Genomic DNA, 17,392 nt, shown 5'->3' with positions numbered 1-17,392 from the left:
AGGAGTTTGGAAGCCATTGAGAAATTTACTTATCAAATAAGATCATATCTATCCTTATGGTGAGGAATATTGAAATGTTATTAAAAGACACGGAGAAAATAATGCCCTCTGAGGACATGATGCTAGAAGTTCTTAGAGATCTCATGAAAGACCAGATGAAAGAATATATAAAAGAAAAAATGAATGAGAACCCAAAGATAAAAGAGGAAATGAGGGAGGCAATGATGATGTATATAAATGCGAAGGTGAAAGAAATTGAAGCAGCTACTCTGCTCACAAAGGCCTTGGGTGAACTTGGTGTGATTTCGTTGCCTCCAGATGTAAAAAAAGAGTTTATATCCAATTTATACCAGATGTTTCAAAAAGAAATAGATGAGATAATGGAAAAAACGCTTTAGTCTAAAACTTTAACCTTTCCATCAACTATTTCTATATTTACTATTGTCTTTATCTTAAATCCTATCTTTTGCTCTACTTCTTTGATGTTTCTGTTTTTGTTAACAACCACCACTATGTCACTTATCTTTGCTCCTATCTTCTTTATTCCGTCCACCACAGCAGTTATTGTACCTCCTGTGCTTAGAACATCATCCACCAAGAGCAAGGTATCTTGAGAGGATATGGAATTTATATATAACTTACCTTTAGAATATCCTGTCTGCTGCTCAACCATGACCTCTCCAGATAAGCCATAGGGCCTTTTTCTTATGACCGTCATGGGCTTCGTTAGTTCCATACTGAGAGCAACACCAATAGGTAAACCCATGGCCTCTACTGCCACAATCTTATCAAAATTATCAATGTCTATTACCTTTATTATTTCATTTACAGCATCCTTGAGCACGGCAGGATCTATCTCTGGAATTCCGTCCGTAAGCGGGTGGATAAAATATGGATAGTTTCCCTTCATTATTACCGGTGCATTCTTGAGAGACTCTTTTAAAAGTTTCATTTTACCAACTCCCATTTATTACCATTTTTCTTTATAATTCCTCGCTTAGCAAGATCTCTCAACACTTCGGATATTATCCTTATGCGCACATCAATCTGAAACTGCTCCTTTAACGCATTTTTAATTTCATACCTATCCTTTGGCCCGTATAATGTCTTTGGAATGAGATTTCTCATATCCTCATAAACATTCCATGGGAAAATGAACCATGTCCATTTATCCTCGGGCACTTCATCAGAATAGTAATCGGGGACATATTTTGAATGTGTTATATGCAATAAAGTCGCACTTCTTATCTCGGAGGGGTTATGTCCCTTAATATGGTCAACTGCTAGTTTCAAACTCTGTCCCGTATCAGTTATGTCGTCCACCACCAGCACTCTCTTACCATCAATACTTATCTGCAACCCTTGGGCAAGCTTTGCCTTACCATCAGGTGTAGCTGTTAATCCCCAGTGCTCTGTTTTTACAGCATATAAATCCTTGATGTTAAGATAATCTGCAATCAATCTTGCGGGTACGAGCCCTCCTCGGGCAAGTCCTATTACAATTTCAGGCTCATAACCGCTTTTCATAACCTCCTTAACTATGTTCTTTGACCATCTTTCTATGTCTTTCCAAGAAACAAGCTGGCATCTGAACCTTTCAACCATATTTTTCACCAGATTGTAATCTCCGCAAATGTTATAAAAATTATGGTACTTAAAATTTTAAATATCGCACACATATTTAGAGTCGATGGACATTATAGCCATTGCAAAAAAATTCTACCAAAATGAAATGAGGGATTCATTGATTTACGAATATCTTGGACATTTAGAGAAGAGGAGAGAATTGAAGACCAAGCTCTTGGGTTTAGCCAATATTGAAAAAAGACATGCCGAATTCTGGAAAAACTTTGTAGAAAAAAGGGGAGAAAGGGTAAAAGATGTGAGATTAAGCTCTTTTAAAAAATTTTCATTAAGAATTCTTAAATTGCTCCTAGGTTCTGTCTACATGGTATCCCTATTTGAGGCCACGGAGTCCTCCACAGTATCAACCTATTACAATTTTTACAAAGATTATAATCTCAGTGAGGAGGAAAAAAGAGAATTAGGGAATATAATACTCGACGAGTTAGAGCATGAAAAAATCTTTGAAAATGAGAAAAAATTGCTTCATGCCGAAAACATCAGAGACCTTGTATTGGGAATGAATGATGGTCTTGTAGAGCTCTTAGGTGCAGTCACAGGATTATCCGCAGTATATGTGAACAATCCTATGATTGTTGGGCTTAGTGGATTGATTGTGGGCGTTGCTGGAGCCCTATCCATGGGTATCGGTACCTATGTATCAGTTCGCTCTCAAAGACAAGTCAATGAAGGAACAAGGAATAGGTTAAGCATCGTGTTCTCCCTATCCCAAGAAAGGGCAAAAAAGGAAGTGAAAGAGAAATTAGAGGAAATGGGATTAGCAGGTGAGGTTTCCGATACTGCTGCAGATTACATAGTGAAAAAGGGTAAACCTGAAAACATAATCCCGAAGGAGGATATAGATGAGGGCAGGGCTGCCCTTTATACAGGTTTAGCTTATATCCTCGGTGTGTTTTTCCCTGTTATTCCATATTTCTTCGCACCTACATCTTACATTGCTCTTCCTTTCTCAGTTTTCTTAGCAGGATTGGCTCTAGCGATAGTTTCAGCAATAATTTCTGTCATGTCAGGCATATCCATAAAAAGAAAAGTTGCAGAGATGGTAGTGCTTGGTTTGGGAGCTGCGACTCTTTCATACCTATTCGGTTATGTAATAAACATATTCTTCGGTGCATCATTCTAAGCAAAAAAGTTTTAAATAGGGAAATATAATACACTCCGCACGGGGCCGTAGCTTAGCATGGTTGGAGCACCCGGCTGATAGAAGCCCCTTTAAAAAAGCGGCTTTACCCGTAAAAGGGGGCTTTCAGATACCGGGAGGTCGCCGGTTCAAATCCGGTCGGCCCCACTGAACCCCTTTCTTTAAAAAAGAAAGCGGTTTCATCCGGAAAGAAACTTATTATTGGGTTGCTGGAGTTGATAAGAACCCACTGTAGGTTCTTAGAGCCACTTTCTTACAAAGAAAGGTGCCACTGCCCTGCTACGCAGAGCGTGTTCGTATCTCACGATGCTCATTTACCCCCAAAGAACTTTTGAATTAGTTATATGAGACAAAGAAGCATCTTACATTTTCAACCATAGAAAATTTCAAAGAGAAAGTTTAGAAATAAAAAATGAAGCAATTTTATAAATTGTGAGCTAGCCCTGGTATACAGGGCGCTGCTTGGTACCCCTTCTTGAAAAAGTTTATTTCATATAAAGAGATTTACAAATATGCGTGCTTTAATAATAGGCAGATTTCAGCCATTTCATAAAGGACATCTGGAAGTGATAAAATACATAGTTTCAAAGTACGAAGATGTAATTGTGGGCATAGGAAGTGCCCAGTATTCTCACACGCTCGATAATCCATTCACAGCAGGTGAGAGGCATCTAATGATTTCAAGAAGCTTGGAGGCTGAGGGAATTCACAATTATTACCTAGTGCCCATAGAGGACCTGCATCGCAATTCAATCTGGGTCGCACATGTGGAGAGCATAGCCCCACCATTTGATGTTGTTTTTGCAAATAATCCCCTAATAAAGAGATTGTTTGAAGAGAGAGGATACAAGATTGAAACTCCTCCATTCTACGATAGAAAGAAGTATTCTGGCAGGGAGATAAGAAGGAGGATTATACACGGAGAGCCATGGGAGCAATTCGTGCCTGAGATGGTTGCAAGAACAATAAAAGAAATCGATGGAATTTCTCGTTTGAGGGAGTTGGCTGAGAGTGATGAAGAGTGAAGAGAAAATAGGAAAAATTTTGAAAAAGGGAGGATTAAAAATAGCTGTTGCCGAGTCTTGCACAGGGGGATTGGTTGGAAGCAAGATAACTGATGTACCCGGAGCATCCTCTTATTTTTTAGGTGGGATTGTAGCATATAGTAATGAGATAAAAATGGATATATTGGGTGTTAAAAAAGAGACACTGGAGAATTTCGGTGCGGTGAGCGAAGAATGCGCAAGGGAGATGGCAATTGGAGTGAGCAATTTATTCAAAGCGGATGTGGCAATAGCAACTACAGGCATAGCCGGGCCTTCCGGTGGTTCAAAAGATAAGCCCGTTGGGCTAGTTTATATAGGTGTAAAGATAGGAGAGAACATAGAAGTGAGAAAATATGTATTCAAAGGAAAAAGAATGGAAATAAAAGACAAAATAGCCAATAAGGCCCTCGAAGATGCCGTAATTATGCTCACGAAATGATTTAATATGCATTTCTCCTTAATCTTAATATGCTCGATGTAGATATTGGCAAATTGCACCTTAAAAATCCACTTATTCTTGCATCTGGTATACTGGACGAATCAGGAGAGACCATGCTGAGAATTGCAAAGAATGGTGCTGGAGGTATAGTTACAAAATCCATAGGCAAAGAGCCCAGAGAGGGATATGAAAATCCTGTTGTCTATGAACTCCCCTGTGGACTTCTCAACGCCATGGGCCTTCCAAATCCAGGAATTGAAAATTATAAAGATGAGATAAAAATCGCAAAAGAAGGAGGAGTGCCAATAATAGGAAGTATATTCGGCTCCAATCCTGAAGAATTCTCGTACCTTGCCAAAAAGATGGAAGATTATGGTGCAGATGCCGTTGAATTAAATTTATCCTGTCCCCATGCTAAGGGTTATGGCATGGAGGTCGGAACAGATTTGGAACTTGTAGAAGAAATTATTAATTCTGTGAAGAGAGCAGTAAAAATCCCAGTCTGGGCAAAATTAACTCCCAATACGAACAATATTGTGGAAATTGCAAAGGCAGCTGAGAATGCGGATGCTTTCGTGTTAATTAATACTCTAAAGGCTATGGCCATTGATATTGATGCAAAGAGACCCGTTCTAAAAAATGTGTTCGGTGGATTATCCGGGAAGGCAATTAAGCCCATTGGAGTGAGAGCTGTATATGAAGTTTATAGGGAGATAGAGAAACCGATAATCGGTGTAGGCGGTATTGAAAATGGTAGGGATGCAATAGAGTACATAATGGCAGGTGCTTCTGCTGTGGAGATAGGCACTGCCTTATACACTCGAGGGATAGAAGTATTTAAAGAAATTGCAAAGGAGATAGAAGAGTGGATGAATGAAAATGGGTATTCTAAAATCTCAGATATTGTAGGAATAGCGCAGGTGAGATAATGTATAGGGCTGTAAAAATAGAAAAAATAAAAGAGGAGACACCAACAATTAAGACATTTTTCTTCAAGGATAATAGCGAGCCAGAGCCGGGACAATTCTACATGATCTGGCTTCCCGGAGTGGACGAGTTCCCGATGAGCATCTCTTACATAGGCGATGAGAAAGCATTTACAGTCAAAAAAATAGGAAAAGGAACGAGTGCAATGCATAAATTGAAAGAGGGGGACAAACTATGGATACGAGGCCCCTATGGAAGAGGGTTCAAAATCGAGGATGGCTATGCTTTGATAATTGGTGGTGGCAGTGGTATGGCAACTCTTGCTCCATTAATTGAGAGAGTTAAGGGAGATATAATAATAGCCGCTCGAACAAAGGAGGAGCTTTTATTTCTGGACAGATTCAAGGATAGAAATGTGTATATAGCAACAGATGATGGTTCTGCTGGGTTCAAAGGGTTTGCAACGGAGCTTGCAAAAGAAGTGATGGATAGGAGAGATTACTCAATCATTTATACCTGTGGCCCCGAGATTATGATGAAAAAAATAATAGATATGGCAATTGAAAAAGGGATAAAGGTACAGGCATCCTTAGAGAGATTGATGAAATGCGGTATAGGAATCTGCGATTCTTGCAGTATAAATGGATACAGGGTATGCGTTGATGGACCTGTGTTTTCGAATAAAGAGCTTGCAGAGATGAAAGATTTGGGAAAGTATAAGAGAGATAGTTCGGGTAGAAGGGTTCCAATATGATTTCAGTACATTCTCTAAACAAGTGGTACGAAAACAAGCATGTTCTCAAGGATTTAAATTTAGAGGTGAAAAAAGGAGAGGTTTTTGGATTACTGGGTCCAAATGGCGCCGGAAAAACCACGCTTATAAAAGTACTAACAGGTCAAACTCCTGCGAAAGGGAGAATCAGAGTAGCAGGGGTAGATCCCCTAAAAGAACCAATAAAGGTTAGAGAACTCGTTGGGATAGTACCAGAGAACGAAAGTGTTCCAAATTACCTCACCGTGGAGGAATACCTTTACTTTGTAGCAAAAATAAGAAAATTGGATAATTCTGCTGTGGATAGAATGATAGAAGATTTTGAGTTAAAAAATTATAGAAAGAATGTATGCAAGGACTTATCTAAGGGAACGAAGCAGAGATTGATGATTGCTACAGCATTTATTCATAAGCCAATACTGCTCTTTTTAGATGAGCCCTTCATAAATCTTGACCCAATTTACCAGAAGAAGATTAGGGATTACATAATTTCTTATGCAAAAAAAGGAAACACCATATTTATGGCTACCCACATAATTGAACTTGCAAAGAAGATTTGCACAAGGGTAGGAATAATAAAAAATGGAAAGATAATTAAAATCGTAGATGAGCTTGAAAACTTGGAGGATATATTTCTGAGGGAATTCGAAAATGATTAAATATTATCTAATTGAAGAGTACAGAAGACACGCTTCCATCGCAAAAAAGTACTCTCTTATAATTTTCCCATTGTACATAATATTCTTTGTAGCTGTTGGTGCATCATTTCTTAGTGAGATCTTTACAATTTTCCCATACAAGCAATTTATAATAATAAACACGGTAAGCACATTTATATATGGATTCGGAGTGAGCTCCTTTGAATTCCTAGGAAGGAGTAAAGAGAGGGCATCCATAACAACTATAACATCTTATCTACCGATATCACAGAAGAAGAACTATTTTTACTTATTTCTGAGAGATGTTATTTATTACACTCTCCTATTCCTCCTCCCAACAATAATCGGATTGTTAATTTCTCTACCATTTTCAGGATTGAACATTTATCAAATTTCCATTTTCTCCATAACAATTTTTATCTCAATGTTTCTCGGGTATTCCCTCGGTTATCTTTCATTCTCTCTTTGGTACAGAAGAAGAGCATTATACTACCTCCTTCTTTCATCCCTGCTGATTTACCTAATTCTCGTAATGCTCTCCATCTCCCCTTTTCCCCCGGCTTTGTTCCAAATCAATAAGAACTTGTATTGGCTCTTAATCTCTCTTATCTTTACTACTTTGTTCTCCTTATCTGCATATATCTTAACCCCGAATGAACTAAAGGATGTTTCAAGAAAAAAAGGCATGGCCCTCAAAAAGTACGAAAGAATATTCAAGGACATAAAACTGGCAAAGGAGATGGAAGATGTTATCCGAGGAGGCATTATTGTAAAATCCCTATTCACATATTTTCTTCCCATGCTATTGCTCTTGATTTTTGTGAAAATAATAAATCTGAGCATGGGCAAGAATGTTTACAATCCAATGAGTATGGCAGTTATGCTCTCTATATTCTCTGCAGTCATATACAGCTGGCTCACCATCCTTGAGGATTTTGGATACTATGAATGCCTACCATTAAAGGCCTCAAATGTGATTAAAACCCATATTGGAGCTTATCTAATCATAATATCCATAATTTCAATTCCAATAATTATAGGATTTAGCATAAATTCTTTAGAGTTGCTTCCTGCCAGTTTGGGATTATTTTACTTAAACAGCATATACCTTTTATCCATAACAGCATACATAGCAGGTCCAAAAATAACGAGCCTGCTCTTCAATCCAGGGATCGTGCTAAAATTCAGTATGTACAGCATAATACCTGGAATGATTCTTGTAATAGGAACCTTTGAAATATCAATTTATTCAATAATAACTGTTGCAATAACAGCATCTTTTATGCTCCTTTTAACATTTTACAACTTCAAAAGAATTGAAAGGAGATGGGTTTATTTTTAAAGTTTCTCCTTCTCACTTTCCTTATTGAAAACAAAGTAGAGGACAAAAATAGAGAGTATCAAAACCCCTATTATTATATATCCACCATACTGTCCCCAAAATGTTTTCTTATTCATACCGGGATGGCTATCTGCAAATCCGGGCAAGGTTCCATTATTAAGCTCTTCAATATTCGTATAGCCATCATGGTCTGAGTCCAAATTTGCCGTTTTGTTCAATGCATTAGAAAGGGGAATAAATATATTATGCTGGAACTGCTCATAGGTTGATTCTTCTAAAGCCTTTATGAAATCAAGGCCATAGGGATTCAGCCCTTTTAAAGCTTTATCGAAGAATATATACTGTGCAATATCCGGATTTTGCTCCCATTTATAATCCTTTATTCTCCCTTCAACATAGGGAATAATAGTAGTGGCCCACATTTTACCCGTTATATCGGCAACCTTTCCATCAGAAAATATCACAGTTATAGTGGGGAACTTATTTTTATTACTAGTCTTCTTGTTGGGTGCTCCAATAACGGTTGCAGAGGATACGATAAGTAGAAATACCATGACCAATGCGATTATCAATTTTCTCATTATGAGGAGGAAAGGAAAAGAGTATTTAAATTTTTCAGAATATACAAAAATATCCAATAAGATTTATAAACCCTGCACATATCACCATTTAGGTGAGCCGAATGAAAATATGTGTAGCATCAGATTCAAATGGTGGGCTTGAAGATACGGTAAGTATGCAGTTTGGAAGATGTCCTGCATTTACAGTGGTTGAAACAGAAGGGAATTCAATAAAAAATGTTTATGTCATACCAAATCCCGGTGCAGCGGCAGCAAGTGGTGCTGGAATGCAGGCTGGCCAGACGGTGGTCAATGAAGGTTGCAAAGTTCTGATTGCTGGGGCAATCGGTCCAAACTCTGCTCAAGTTCTATCTATGGGAGGTGTGGAAATGTATACCTCCCCACCAGTAAAGATTGGGGATGCGGTAAATATGTATCTCCAAGGTAACCTCGCACCTGCTCAACCTGTTGGTGGTCCAGGTATGGGCAGAGGTATGGGACGAGGCAGAGGTCGAGGAATGGGAAGAGACATGGGACGAGGTCGTGGCGGCTGGTGATTTAATGAAACTCACCGTCACCGGCGGAAAAGGTGGAACAGGAAAGAGCACAGTGGCAACGAATCTGGCGTTGCTATTATCTAAAAAGCATAAGGTAGTGTTTGTTGATGCAGATGTTGAATGCCCCAACGATTATATTCTCCTTTCAACAAAGCTCGAGAATGAGGAAGATGTAAACCTATTCAAACCAAAATTTGATTACAGTAAATGTACCAAATGTGGATTATGCGTTGAGAACTGCGCAGAAAACGCCCTTTTACAATTCAAGGAAGGTTATCCATTTCTAATGCCCACCCTGTGCTCCGGATGCCGCACATGCCAGTTAGTATGTCCAGAGGAGGGGGCCATACTGGACGATTATCGCCTCGTAGGCCACACATACAGAACAAAAGTGAAGGATAATTTAGAGTTAGTTACTGGCGTTCTCGCCGAGGGGGAGGAGCGTTCTTATCCAACAGTGTTAGCCGCAAGGCAAAGAGCCATGGATATTGACGCTGACATATACCTCTTTGATACCATGCCCGGAACGGGGAATCATGTGGCAGCAGCTATAGAGGACTCTGATATAGTCATAACCGTCACAGAGCCAACACCTCTTGGGAGACATGATTTAGAAATGATACTAAAACTCCTTAAAAAGCTGAATTTGAAGGCATGGATAGTTATAAATCGTAGTGATATTGGCAAGATTTCTCATGATGAGCTCTTGAAAAATTACGATGCTGAAATAATAGCGGAGATTCCCATGCTTGATGAAATACTGGAGAGTTATGTGAGTGGTGTACCTGTAGTTGAAAAATTCCCTGATAGCAGAGCTGCAAAAATATTTGAGAGCATCGTAGAGCGCATCGAGGAGGTGCTATAAAATGGAAATCGTAATAGCCAGCGGAAAAGGAGGCGTAGGAAAAAGCACTTTTACCGGCTCTCTAATTTCCCTTCTTAAAGATTTAAAAATTGCAGCTGTTGACGCAGATGCGGAAGCTCCCAATTTGCATCTCGTATTAAATGTGGAGAAATGGGATTCTGAAAGAGATGTTATATCTGCAAAGAGTGCAACCATAACTGATAAGTGCATAAACTGTGGAGTTTGTGACAATATTTGCATTTATGAAGCTATTTATATAGAGAATGGTCAGCATAAAATAAAGGAGTATCTATGCGAAGGATGCGGCGCATGCAAGGCAGTTTGCCCTGTTGAAGATGCCATAATAATAGATGATACAGTTTCAGGATGGATTAGAATTGCAAACACAAAATATGGACCGTTAGTTAGTGCAGAGCTTGATGTTGGCAAGCCAAATAGTGGAAAATTGGTAACAGAGGAAAAAAATATCGCTAAAAATTGGGTAAAGGAGGGAAAAGCAGAGCACATAATTGTGGACTCTGCTGCAGGTATAGGATGCCAAGTTATAGCCTCTTTAAGCGGAGCTAATAAAGCAATTTTAATTGCAGAGCCAACTCCATCAAGCTTGAGCGATTTAAAAAGAGTTTATTGGCTTGCACAGCATTTTAGAATCCCATCTTACCTAATAATAAACAAGGACGGAATGAACCCTGGATATAGAGGGATTGAAGATTTTGCCAAAGAGAACGATGTTGAGATAATAGGACGTATCCCCTATGACCCCTCTATACCAAAATCCCTGGCAAATATGAAACCTTTGGTGGAGTACGCTCCAGATTCCCCTGCGAGTAAGGAGATAAAAAGAATTGCCCAAATAGTAAGGGGGTGGCTTAATGATTGAAAAAGACCTCATTGTGTACCTGCTTAGAGAATGCAATGGTTTACATCCATTCCATATAAGCAGAATTTTAGCGCTTCTTGATATGGAATACATTAAAAAGATAGGAAAAAAGCTAACCTCTCTGGATTACGAAAAAACAGAATATGGCCTCACGAGCAATAAACTAGCAGAGATAATAAAGGAATTACCTGTGGAGAAAATAGAAGCAAAGCCCTATGGATACTTGGTTCTAAAGGAAGATATTCCCGTGAATTTGCCAGATGATGTTGAAAATACATTAAATAATCTGCTCGATGAAATCTGCGACCTAAACGATACTGAGTTGAATCTAAGAGTTCTAAAATCTCCCCTTTATAAAGATCTCTAAATATCGAGCACCATAGCAATAGGCGCGTGGTCTGAACCATAAACTTCGCTCAGAATCCAAGAGCTTTTCACTTTATCTTTTAATTCTTCACTAACAACAAAATAATCCACACGCCATCCTATATTCCTCTCCCTTGCCTTAAACCTGTATGTCCACCAAGTGTAATGCCCCCCTTCCTTTGTAAACATCCTGAATGTGTCAATGTACCCATCCTGCAAAAACTCATCCATCCAAGCACGCTCTTGTGGTGTGAATCCGGCATTCTTCACATTCTGCTTTGGATTTGCCAAATCTATCTCCTTATGTGCAACATTGAAATCTCCGCATAGAATTACCGGCTTTTTCTTTCTCAGCTCATTAAGATAAGAGTGAATCAATTTATCAAACTCAATTTTGAAATCTAACCGAGTTAAGCCATGCTGAGAATTTGGAAAGTATGCATTCACAAGGTAGAATTTCTCATACTCTGCAGTTATAACCCTCCCTTCAGAATCAAACTTATCCTCGCCTATTCCAAATTTGATATTTAAAGGCTCAATCTTTGTGAATAGTGCTGTGCCTGCATAGCCCTTCTTTTTTGCAGGATTCCAATACTTGTGGTAATCTGGATAGTAGCGAACCTCTATGGGTATATTATCTTCGGTAGCCTTTATCTCCTGCAAAGCCAAAATATCTGGCTTGTACTTCTCTAAGAAATCAAGAAAACCATTACGCACACAAGCACGAATGCCGTTTACATTCCAAGAGATCAAAAGAAGCTCCATAAGAGTAAATAGTTTTGCGTAAATAAGTTTTTATGTTATCTCCCAATCTTCCCTCAATGGACGAATTTCAAAGATTCATAAGAGAGTTGCGAAAAAGAGCTAAGAGAGAGGATAAAAGAAATTTAATCTCTGTTTGGAGTGAGAAAGACAGGCTTCAAGGGAGGATTGTGGATTCTTTCGTTATCATTCTCCGCACCAAGGGTTGCAGATGGGCCTATCATTCAGGATGCTCCATGTGCGGTTACTTCAACGATACTAATCCAAGGATGAGTGATGAAGATTTACTCAATCAAATCAACGAGGCATTTGAAAAATATAAGAACGAAGAAGTTGTAAAAGTATTCACCTCCGGCTCATTCTTGGATGATTGGGAAGTCCCACCCAAGATTCAAAATGCATTGTACGATAAGTTCTCCTCAGCAAAGAGAATAATTGTGGAGAGTCGACCAGAGTATGTAACAAGGGAGAAAGCAAAGAAAATTGCAGAAAGGGGAAATATAATGGTTGCTTTAGGACTTGAGAGCGCCAATAATGAAACTTTGAGAAAGAGGATAAATAAGGGATTTAAAGTGGAAGATTATGTTAGGGCTGCTGAAATTTTGAATGAATTTGATATCCCTGTGAAAACCTACATTCTCCTAAAACCACCTTTTATGAGCGAAAGACAGGCAATTGAAGAAGCGATATACTCCGTGGAATTCGCCTCACAGTACTCTGAAATTGTATCTGTAAACCCTATGAATATCCAGAATTATACACTTGTGGAATATCTATGGCGTAGAGGAGAGTATAGAGCACCATGGCTATGGAGCGTGGTTGAAGTACTAAAGAGAACTGCTAATTTGGATGCTGATGTGGTATCATTTCCAACCGCAGGAGGTAAAACCCGTGGAGCACACAATTGCGGTAAATGCGATGAAAAAGTCCTTAAAGCTATAGAAAACTTCTCCCTGACTCAAAATTTGGAATCACTAGAGAATTTAAACTGCTCCTGCAAGGAAAGATGGAGAAAAATTGTGAATTATGAAGATTACTTATGGGATTACTCTATAAATCATTAGAGTTTTGCCACATTTACCACTTCATCTCCATCATCCAACTTAATAAGTTTAACTCCTCTTGCATTTCTACCCATTACTGAAACATCTCTCAACTTTATTCTTATGCTCATCCCATTCTTTGTTAGGAGTAATGCTTCATCATTCTCCGTGGTCAGCAAACTTTTTACAACATTGGCATTCCTTATGCTTATGTTTCTAACTCCCATTCCCCCTCTTCTTATTCTCCGATACTCACCTATTGGAGTTCTCTTCCCATATCCGCTGCTTAAAACTGCGAATACATATGGACCCTCAGATTCTACAGCAGAAGATATGACCTCATCTCCATCCTGCAGCTTTATGCCTATAACACCCCTAGCAGTTCTACCCATTACGCGAACATCATCCTCGCTAAACCTTATTGCCTTTCCATACTTTGTGAATAGGAATATATCCTCTCCCCCATGGGTTATTTTCACATCAACAAGCTCGTCATCCTCATCGAAGATTATTGCCCTTATACCTGTGCTTCTTGGATTTGAAAATTCTTCCAAAGATGTCCTCTTAACTATTCCATTTCTGGTTATGAAAAACAAGTAGCCCGAGAAATCATTGAGAGAGAGCATACGAATCACATCGCTCCCAAGTTTGGGTATGATATTTATTATAGCCCTACCCCTGCTTCTTCTCGTTCCCTCAGGAACCTCATACGCCTTGAGCCAGTAAACTCTGCCATTCTTCGTGAAAAACATCAGGTAATCGTGGAGATTTGCTGTTGTAATATCCCGCGGTAAATCGCCCTCCCCATAATTTATCATAACTCCCTTACCGCCACGTCCTTGAGCCCTGTACTCATCTACTTTTAATCTCCTTATATATCCCTTTTCAGTTAGAATTATAACTGCTTCTTCATTTGGAATTAAATCCTCTATGTCCCTGCGCTCAACTGCGCCCTTATAAATGTCCGTTCTTCTCTTATCCCCATACAAATTCTTTATCTCAAAGAGCTCCTCTTTGATAACACCATACCTTTTCTCCTCGCTTGCTAGAAGGGATTCCATATTCTTGATATCCTCTTCCAATTTTCTGTTCTCTTCAATTAGCGCATCTATCTCCATAGAAGTTAATTTTTGAAGGCGCATATCCAGTATTGCCTTAGCTTGAACTTCCGAAAATCCCAAAGAGACAAGATTAATCGTAGCTTCTTTCACATCTTTAGATGCTTTTATTGTGGCTATAACCTCATCTATCATCCCCAGCGCCTTGACGAGGCCCTCAACAATATGCTTCCTCTCCTTTGCCTTTCTGAGTTGGTAATTCAATTTGCGTACAAGCACTTCCATCCTGTGCCTTATATACTCCTTCATTAGCTCCTTTAAATTTAGAATTCTAGGCACACCATCTACGAGCACCAAATTTATTATCCCGTAAGTAACTTCCAAATCGGTATGCTCGAGCAGTTGATTAACCACTATCTCGGGATTCATATCCCTCTTTACTTTTATTACAATCCTTATTCCTTCCCTGTCACTTTCATCCTTCAAATCAGATATGCCTCGGAGCTTATCCTCTCTAACCAATGATGCAATCTTCTTTAGAAGTGTGCTCTTATTCACCTCGTAGGGAATCTCTTTTATTATTATCCTATCCTCCTTTACTTCATACTTAGCACGAACCTTTATCTTTCCCTTTCCAGTTCGGTACGCATCCACAAGCCCCTCATAACCGATTATCGTACCACCTGTTGGAAAATCTGGACCTTTAACAAATTCCAAAAGCTCATCCACATCTGCATCTGGATGATCTATTAGATAAATTAAGGCATCAACTATCTCTGAAAGATTATGGGGCGGCATGTTGGTGGCCATTCCAACAGCAATACCTGAGGAGCCGTTAATTAAAAGATTGGGTATTCTTGCAGGAAGTACGACTGGCTCTTTCAAAGTCCCATCAAAATTGGGCATGAAATCAACAGTTTCCATATCTATATCCTTTAGCATCTCTTCTGCAATTTTTGCAAGTCGAGCTTCGGTGTATCTCATAGCTGCAGGAGAATCTCCATCGATGCTTCCAAAATTTCCCTGACCATCCACCAGGAGATAACGCATAGAAAAATCCTGGGCCATTCTTGCCAGGGTATTGTATATGGCCTGATCACCATGGGGATGATACTTACCCATTACCTCTCCCACAATTCTTGCGCTCTTCTTATATGGTTTGTTATGATACAATCCGAGCTCATACATCCCATAAAGAATTCTGCGATGTACGGGCTTTAGTCCGTCCCTGACATCTGGTAAAGCACGAGAAACTATCACACTCATGGCATAGTCCATATAAGAATCCTTCATCTCTTCATCTATTGCCCTCTCTTGAATCTTCATTAATTTCACCTCATATATCTATATTCATTACTTCCTTGGCATGCTGAATTATAAATTCCCTACGAGGCCCAACCTGCTCACCCATAAGAATTGAAAACAGCCTATCTGCCTCCGCAGCATCTTCTATAGTAACCCTTATTAACCTCCTCGTCTCAGGGTTCATAGTAGTGTCCCAAAGTTGTTGTGGATTCATCTCACCCAGACCTTTGAATCTTTGCACAGATGCATTTCCCAATTCTCTCAATTTTTCCTCTTTCTCTTCATCGCTGTAAACATAGTAAATATTCTTGCCCTTCTGAATACGATAAAGTGGGGCCTGGGCAATGTAAATATGACCCTTTTCAATCAATTCAGGCATATATCGATAAAAGAAGGTCAAAAGAAGAGTGCGAATATGAGCACCGTCAACATCAGCATCGGTCATTATGATTATCTTTCCATAGCGCAATTTAGAATAATCAAAATCCTCACGCACACCGGTGCCTATCGCAGAAATCAACGCACGAATTTCATTATTCTTGAAAACCTTATCTATGCGGGCTTTCTCCACATTCAATATTTTGCCTCGCAAGGGCAATATTGCCTGGAAATGCCTATCTCTGGCCTGCTTTGCAGAACCACCTGCAGAGTCACCTTCCACTATGAATAATTCAGCTCTCTCGGGATCCTCTTCGCTGCAATCTGCAAGTTTACCTGGCAGGTCGAGAGATTCTAGATATCCTTTTCTTCTGGCTAATTCCCTGGCTTTTCTAGCAGCTATCCTGGCTCTTGCCGCCGCAATTGCCTTTGAAACGATGTTCGTGGCCACATCAGGATGCTCTTCAAAATAAGTGCTTAAAATCTTATTTACTATTGAAAATACAACGCCCTTTACCTCACTATTTCCCAGTTTTGCCTTTGTTTGCCCTTCAAACTGAGGATTTGGATGCTTAACATGAATAACCGCAGTAAGGCCTTCGCGTACATCCTCCCCTTGCAGCGAATCTATACCCTTAAGCAAATTTCTGCTCTTGGCAAAATCGTTGATCACCTTGGTTAAAGCACTTCTGAATCCAGATACATGGGTGCCACCTTCTACTGTATGAATAGTGTTCACAAAAGCCAATAGATTTTCAGAGGTGCTATCATTGTACTGCATAGCAAATTCAACTATTATACCATCCTGCTCATCCTTTCCATAAACAACATCTCTATGAATAGGATTGTATCCTTCATTTAAAAATTTTACAAACTCAACTATGCCTCCATCATACTTAAAAACCTCTTTCTTTCCGGATCTCTCATCTTCCAAGGTTATCTCAATACCCCTATTTAGAAAGGCTAAATCTCTCAATTTTTTCTTCACAATACTGTATTTGAATTCCGTGGTTTCAAATATCTCTGCATCTGGCTTAAAACGGATGTATGTTCCACGAGAGTACTTGAATTTCTCATCATGCCCATCTTCAATCCAAACAAAATTTCCATTTTCTATCTTACCCACAACATGCACATCGCACTGGGGTTTTCCCCTTTCGTACCATTGAAAATATATTTTTCCATCCCTCTTTATATATGCCTTCAACCACTCCGATAAAAAATTGACCACATGGATACCAACTCCGTGCAATCCCCCAGTTATCCGGTATGCTTTTTTATCAAACTTGGCTCCAGCGTGCAAAACAGTCATAACAACTTCAAGAGCGCTCTTACCTTTTTCTGGATGCATATCCACAGGAATGCCGCGACCATCATCCTCCACGCTCACACTACCATCTTTATGAATGATAACATTTATGCGAGAACAATATCCTGCTAGGGCTTCATCAATACTGTTATCCACCACTTCATAAATCAGGTGGTGCAAACCTCGCTCATCCGTACTCCCTATATACATGCCCGGTCTCTTACGAACAGCCTGAGCATCTTCCAAAATTTGAATTGCTTTGGCATCATACTTACTCATTTTTTCCACCATTGAAATTGTTGTATGGGAAATGGATACAACATATAAAACACCTTCTAC

At 39.3% G+C, this 17,392-nt stretch carries 19 protein-coding genes and 1 tRNA gene; 14 read left to right on the top strand and 6 right to left on the bottom strand.

Going from position 1 to position 17,392, the window contains the following annotated elements:
• The first annotated feature begins 56 nt into the window (after nt 1-56).
• Nucleotides 57-398, top strand: a complete 342-nt coding sequence (locus tag ABOO_RS04215) for a hypothetical protein (protein WP_241209818.1) — start codon at nt 57-59, stop codon at nt 396-398.
• Here ABOO_RS04215 and hpt read toward each other — a convergent pair.
• Complete coding sequence (gene hpt / locus ABOO_RS04210) at nt 395-952, bottom strand: hypoxanthine/guanine phosphoribosyltransferase (RefSeq protein WP_008082436.1); 558 nt, start codon at nt 950-952, stop codon at nt 395-397. The genes ABOO_RS04215 and hpt overlap by 4 nt on opposite strands.
• Complete coding sequence (locus ABOO_RS04205) at nt 949-1,605, bottom strand: phosphoribosyltransferase (RefSeq protein ID WP_012997237.1); 657 nt, start codon at nt 1,603-1,605, stop codon at nt 949-951. The genes hpt and ABOO_RS04205 overlap by 4 nt, the downstream gene beginning before the upstream one ends.
• A gap of 85 nt (nt 1,606-1,690) precedes the next feature.
• On the opposite strand from ABOO_RS04205, the gene ABOO_RS04200 reads away from it, so the two are divergent.
• The 8 genes from ABOO_RS04200 to ABOO_RS04165 all read left to right on the top strand — a co-directional run bounded on the left by ABOO_RS04200 (nt 1,691) and on the right by ABOO_RS04165 (nt 7,970).
• On the top strand, nt 1,691-2,767 hold the full coding sequence (locus ABOO_RS04200; RefSeq protein ID WP_008082376.1) for a VIT1/CCC1 transporter family protein: 1,077 nt from the start codon (nt 1,691-1,693) through the stop codon (nt 2,765-2,767).
• A 41-nt stretch (nt 2,768-2,808) separates the two neighbouring features.
• Nucleotides 2,809-2,932, top strand: a tRNA-Ile gene (locus ABOO_RS04195).
• Nucleotides 2,933-3,297: 365 nt separating this feature from the next.
• Entirely contained in the window at nt 3,298-3,810 is a 513-nt protein-coding gene (locus ABOO_RS04190; RefSeq protein WP_008082501.1) for a nicotinamide-nucleotide adenylyltransferase, read from the top strand.
• On the top strand, nt 3,800-4,270 hold the full coding sequence (locus ABOO_RS04185; protein ID WP_008082142.1) for a CinA family protein: 471 nt from the start codon (nt 3,800-3,802) through the stop codon (nt 4,268-4,270). The genes ABOO_RS04190 and ABOO_RS04185 overlap by 11 nt, the downstream gene beginning before the upstream one ends.
• A gap of 29 nt (nt 4,271-4,299) precedes the next feature.
• Nucleotides 4,300-5,199, top strand: a complete 900-nt coding sequence (locus ABOO_RS04180; RefSeq protein WP_008082723.1) for a dihydroorotate dehydrogenase — start codon at nt 4,300-4,302, stop codon at nt 5,197-5,199.
• Nucleotides 5,199-5,951, top strand: a complete 753-nt coding sequence (locus ABOO_RS04175; protein ID WP_008082139.1) for a dihydroorotate dehydrogenase electron transfer subunit — start codon at nt 5,199-5,201, stop codon at nt 5,949-5,951. The genes ABOO_RS04180 and ABOO_RS04175 overlap by 1 nt, the downstream gene beginning before the upstream one ends.
• Entirely contained in the window at nt 5,948-6,628 is a 681-nt protein-coding gene (locus ABOO_RS04170; protein WP_008082109.1) for an ABC transporter ATP-binding protein, read from the top strand. The genes ABOO_RS04175 and ABOO_RS04170 overlap by 4 nt, the downstream gene beginning before the upstream one ends.
• Nucleotides 6,621-7,970: a hypothetical protein gene (locus ABOO_RS04165; protein WP_008082711.1), complete on the top strand. Its 1,350-nt coding sequence runs from the start codon at nt 6,621-6,623 to the stop codon at nt 7,968-7,970. Before ABOO_RS04170 ends, ABOO_RS04165 begins: the two co-directional genes overlap by 8 nt.
• Here the strand turns inward: ABOO_RS04165 and ABOO_RS04160 are convergent.
• Nucleotides 7,967-8,551 (bottom strand): hypothetical protein, encoded by a 585-nt coding sequence (locus tag ABOO_RS04160; protein ID WP_012997236.1) that lies wholly within the window; start codon nt 8,549-8,551, stop codon nt 7,967-7,969. The two genes, ABOO_RS04165 and ABOO_RS04160, sit on opposite strands and share 4 nt — an antisense overlap.
• A 101-nt stretch (nt 8,552-8,652) precedes the next feature.
• On the opposite strand from ABOO_RS04160, the gene ABOO_RS04155 reads away from it, so the two are divergent.
• From ABOO_RS04155 to ABOO_RS04140, 4 genes are read left to right on the top strand one after another with little or no spacing between them, the layout of a single operon-like run.
• A complete protein-coding gene (locus ABOO_RS04155; RefSeq protein WP_008082488.1) occupies nt 8,653-9,087 on the top strand; it encodes a NifB/NifX family molybdenum-iron cluster-binding protein in 435 nt (144 codons plus the stop codon).
• 4 nt (nt 9,088-9,091) lie between these two features.
• Nucleotides 9,092-9,952: a P-loop NTPase gene (locus tag ABOO_RS04150; protein WP_008082152.1), complete on the top strand. Its 861-nt coding sequence runs from the start codon at nt 9,092-9,094 to the stop codon at nt 9,950-9,952.
• A 1-nt stretch (nt 9,953) separates the two neighbouring features.
• Nucleotides 9,954-10,832, top strand: a complete 879-nt coding sequence (locus ABOO_RS04145; protein ID WP_008082305.1) for a P-loop NTPase — start codon at nt 9,954-9,956, stop codon at nt 10,830-10,832.
• Nucleotides 10,825-11,199: a hypothetical protein gene (locus tag ABOO_RS04140; RefSeq protein WP_012997235.1), complete on the top strand. Its 375-nt coding sequence runs from the start codon at nt 10,825-10,827 to the stop codon at nt 11,197-11,199. Before ABOO_RS04145 ends, ABOO_RS04140 begins: the two co-directional genes overlap by 8 nt.
• Here the strand turns inward: ABOO_RS04140 and ABOO_RS04135 are convergent.
• Nucleotides 11,196-11,963 (bottom strand): exodeoxyribonuclease III, encoded by a 768-nt coding sequence (locus tag ABOO_RS04135; protein WP_008082353.1) that lies wholly within the window; start codon nt 11,961-11,963, stop codon nt 11,196-11,198. The two genes, ABOO_RS04140 and ABOO_RS04135, sit on opposite strands and share 4 nt — an antisense overlap.
• A 56-nt stretch (nt 11,964-12,019) precedes the next feature.
• Here ABOO_RS04135 and ABOO_RS04130 point away from each other — a divergent pair, with 56 nt between their 5' ends.
• Complete coding sequence (locus ABOO_RS04130) at nt 12,020-13,024, top strand: archaeosine biosynthesis radical SAM protein RaSEA (RefSeq protein WP_012997234.1); 1,005 nt, start codon at nt 12,020-12,022, stop codon at nt 13,022-13,024.
• Here the strand turns inward: ABOO_RS04130 and gyrA are convergent.
• Both gyrA and gyrB read right to left on the bottom strand, forming a co-directional pair.
• The gene (gyrA, locus tag ABOO_RS04125) at nt 13,021-15,387 is read right to left on the bottom strand and encodes a DNA gyrase subunit A (protein ID WP_008082303.1); all 2,367 of its coding nucleotides are present in this window, start codon (nt 15,385-15,387) and stop codon (nt 13,021-13,023) included. The two genes, ABOO_RS04130 and gyrA, sit on opposite strands and share 4 nt — an antisense overlap.
• A 10-nt stretch (nt 15,388-15,397) precedes the next feature.
• On the bottom strand, nt 15,398-17,332 hold the full coding sequence (gene gyrB / locus ABOO_RS04120; RefSeq protein WP_012997233.1) for a DNA topoisomerase (ATP-hydrolyzing) subunit B: 1,935 nt from the start codon (nt 17,330-17,332) through the stop codon (nt 15,398-15,400).
• Between the last annotated feature and the right edge of the window lie 60 nt (nt 17,333-17,392).

This window comes from Aciduliprofundum boonei T469 (assembly GCF_000025665.1).
Classification (GTDB): domain Archaea; phylum Thermoplasmatota; class Thermoplasmata; order Thermoplasmatales; family Aciduliprofundaceae; genus Aciduliprofundum; species Aciduliprofundum boonei.
Note: the sequence above shows the minus strand (reverse complement) of the source record. Positions and strands in the feature narration are given on the sequence as shown.

Coding starts and splice junctions, on each gene's coding strand:
- ABOO_RS04135 (WP_008082353.1), bottom strand. CDS start 11,963: ATGGAGCTTCTTTTGATCTCTTGGAATGTAAACGGCATTCGTGCTTGT.
- ABOO_RS04155 (WP_008082488.1), top strand. CDS start 8,653: ATGAAAATATGTGTAGCATCAGATTCAAATGGTGGGCTTGAAGATACG.
- ABOO_RS04150 (WP_008082152.1), top strand. CDS start 9,092: ATGAAACTCACCGTCACCGGCGGAAAAGGTGGAACAGGAAAGAGCACA.
- ABOO_RS04175 (WP_008082139.1), top strand. CDS start 5,199: ATGTATAGGGCTGTAAAAATAGAAAAAATAAAAGAGGAGACACCAACA.
- ABOO_RS04145 (WP_008082305.1), top strand. CDS start 9,954: ATGGAAATCGTAATAGCCAGCGGAAAAGGAGGCGTAGGAAAAAGCACT.
- ABOO_RS04180 (WP_008082723.1), top strand. CDS start 4,300: ATGCTCGATGTAGATATTGGCAAATTGCACCTTAAAAATCCACTTATT.
- ABOO_RS04160 (WP_012997236.1), bottom strand. CDS start 8,551: ATGAGAAAATTGATAATCGCATTGGTCATGGTATTTCTACTTATCGTA.
- ABOO_RS04185 (WP_008082142.1), top strand. CDS start 3,800: ATGAAGAGTGAAGAGAAAATAGGAAAAATTTTGAAAAAGGGAGGATTA.
- gyrB (WP_012997233.1), bottom strand. CDS start 17,332: ATGAGTAAGTATGATGCCAAAGCAATTCAAATTTTGGAAGATGCTCAG.
- ABOO_RS04130 (WP_012997234.1), top strand. CDS start 12,020: ATGGACGAATTTCAAAGATTCATAAGAGAGTTGCGAAAAAGAGCTAAG.
- gyrA (WP_008082303.1), bottom strand. CDS start 15,387: ATGAAGATTCAAGAGAGGGCAATAGATGAAGAGATGAAGGATTCTTAT.
- ABOO_RS04190 (WP_008082501.1), top strand. CDS start 3,298: ATGCGTGCTTTAATAATAGGCAGATTTCAGCCATTTCATAAAGGACAT.
- ABOO_RS04140 (WP_012997235.1), top strand. CDS start 10,825: ATGATTGAAAAAGACCTCATTGTGTACCTGCTTAGAGAATGCAATGGT.
- ABOO_RS04215 (WP_241209818.1), top strand. CDS start 57: ATGGTGAGGAATATTGAAATGTTATTAAAAGACACGGAGAAAATAATG.
- ABOO_RS04170 (WP_008082109.1), top strand. CDS start 5,948: ATGATTTCAGTACATTCTCTAAACAAGTGGTACGAAAACAAGCATGTT.
- ABOO_RS04165 (WP_008082711.1), top strand. CDS start 6,621: ATGATTAAATATTATCTAATTGAAGAGTACAGAAGACACGCTTCCATC.
- ABOO_RS04205 (WP_012997237.1), bottom strand. CDS start 1,605: ATGGTTGAAAGGTTCAGATGCCAGCTTGTTTCTTGGAAAGACATAGAA.
- ABOO_RS04200 (WP_008082376.1), top strand. CDS start 1,691: ATGGACATTATAGCCATTGCAAAAAAATTCTACCAAAATGAAATGAGG.
- hpt (WP_008082436.1), bottom strand. CDS start 952: ATGAAACTTTTAAAAGAGTCTCTCAAGAATGCACCGGTAATAATGAAG.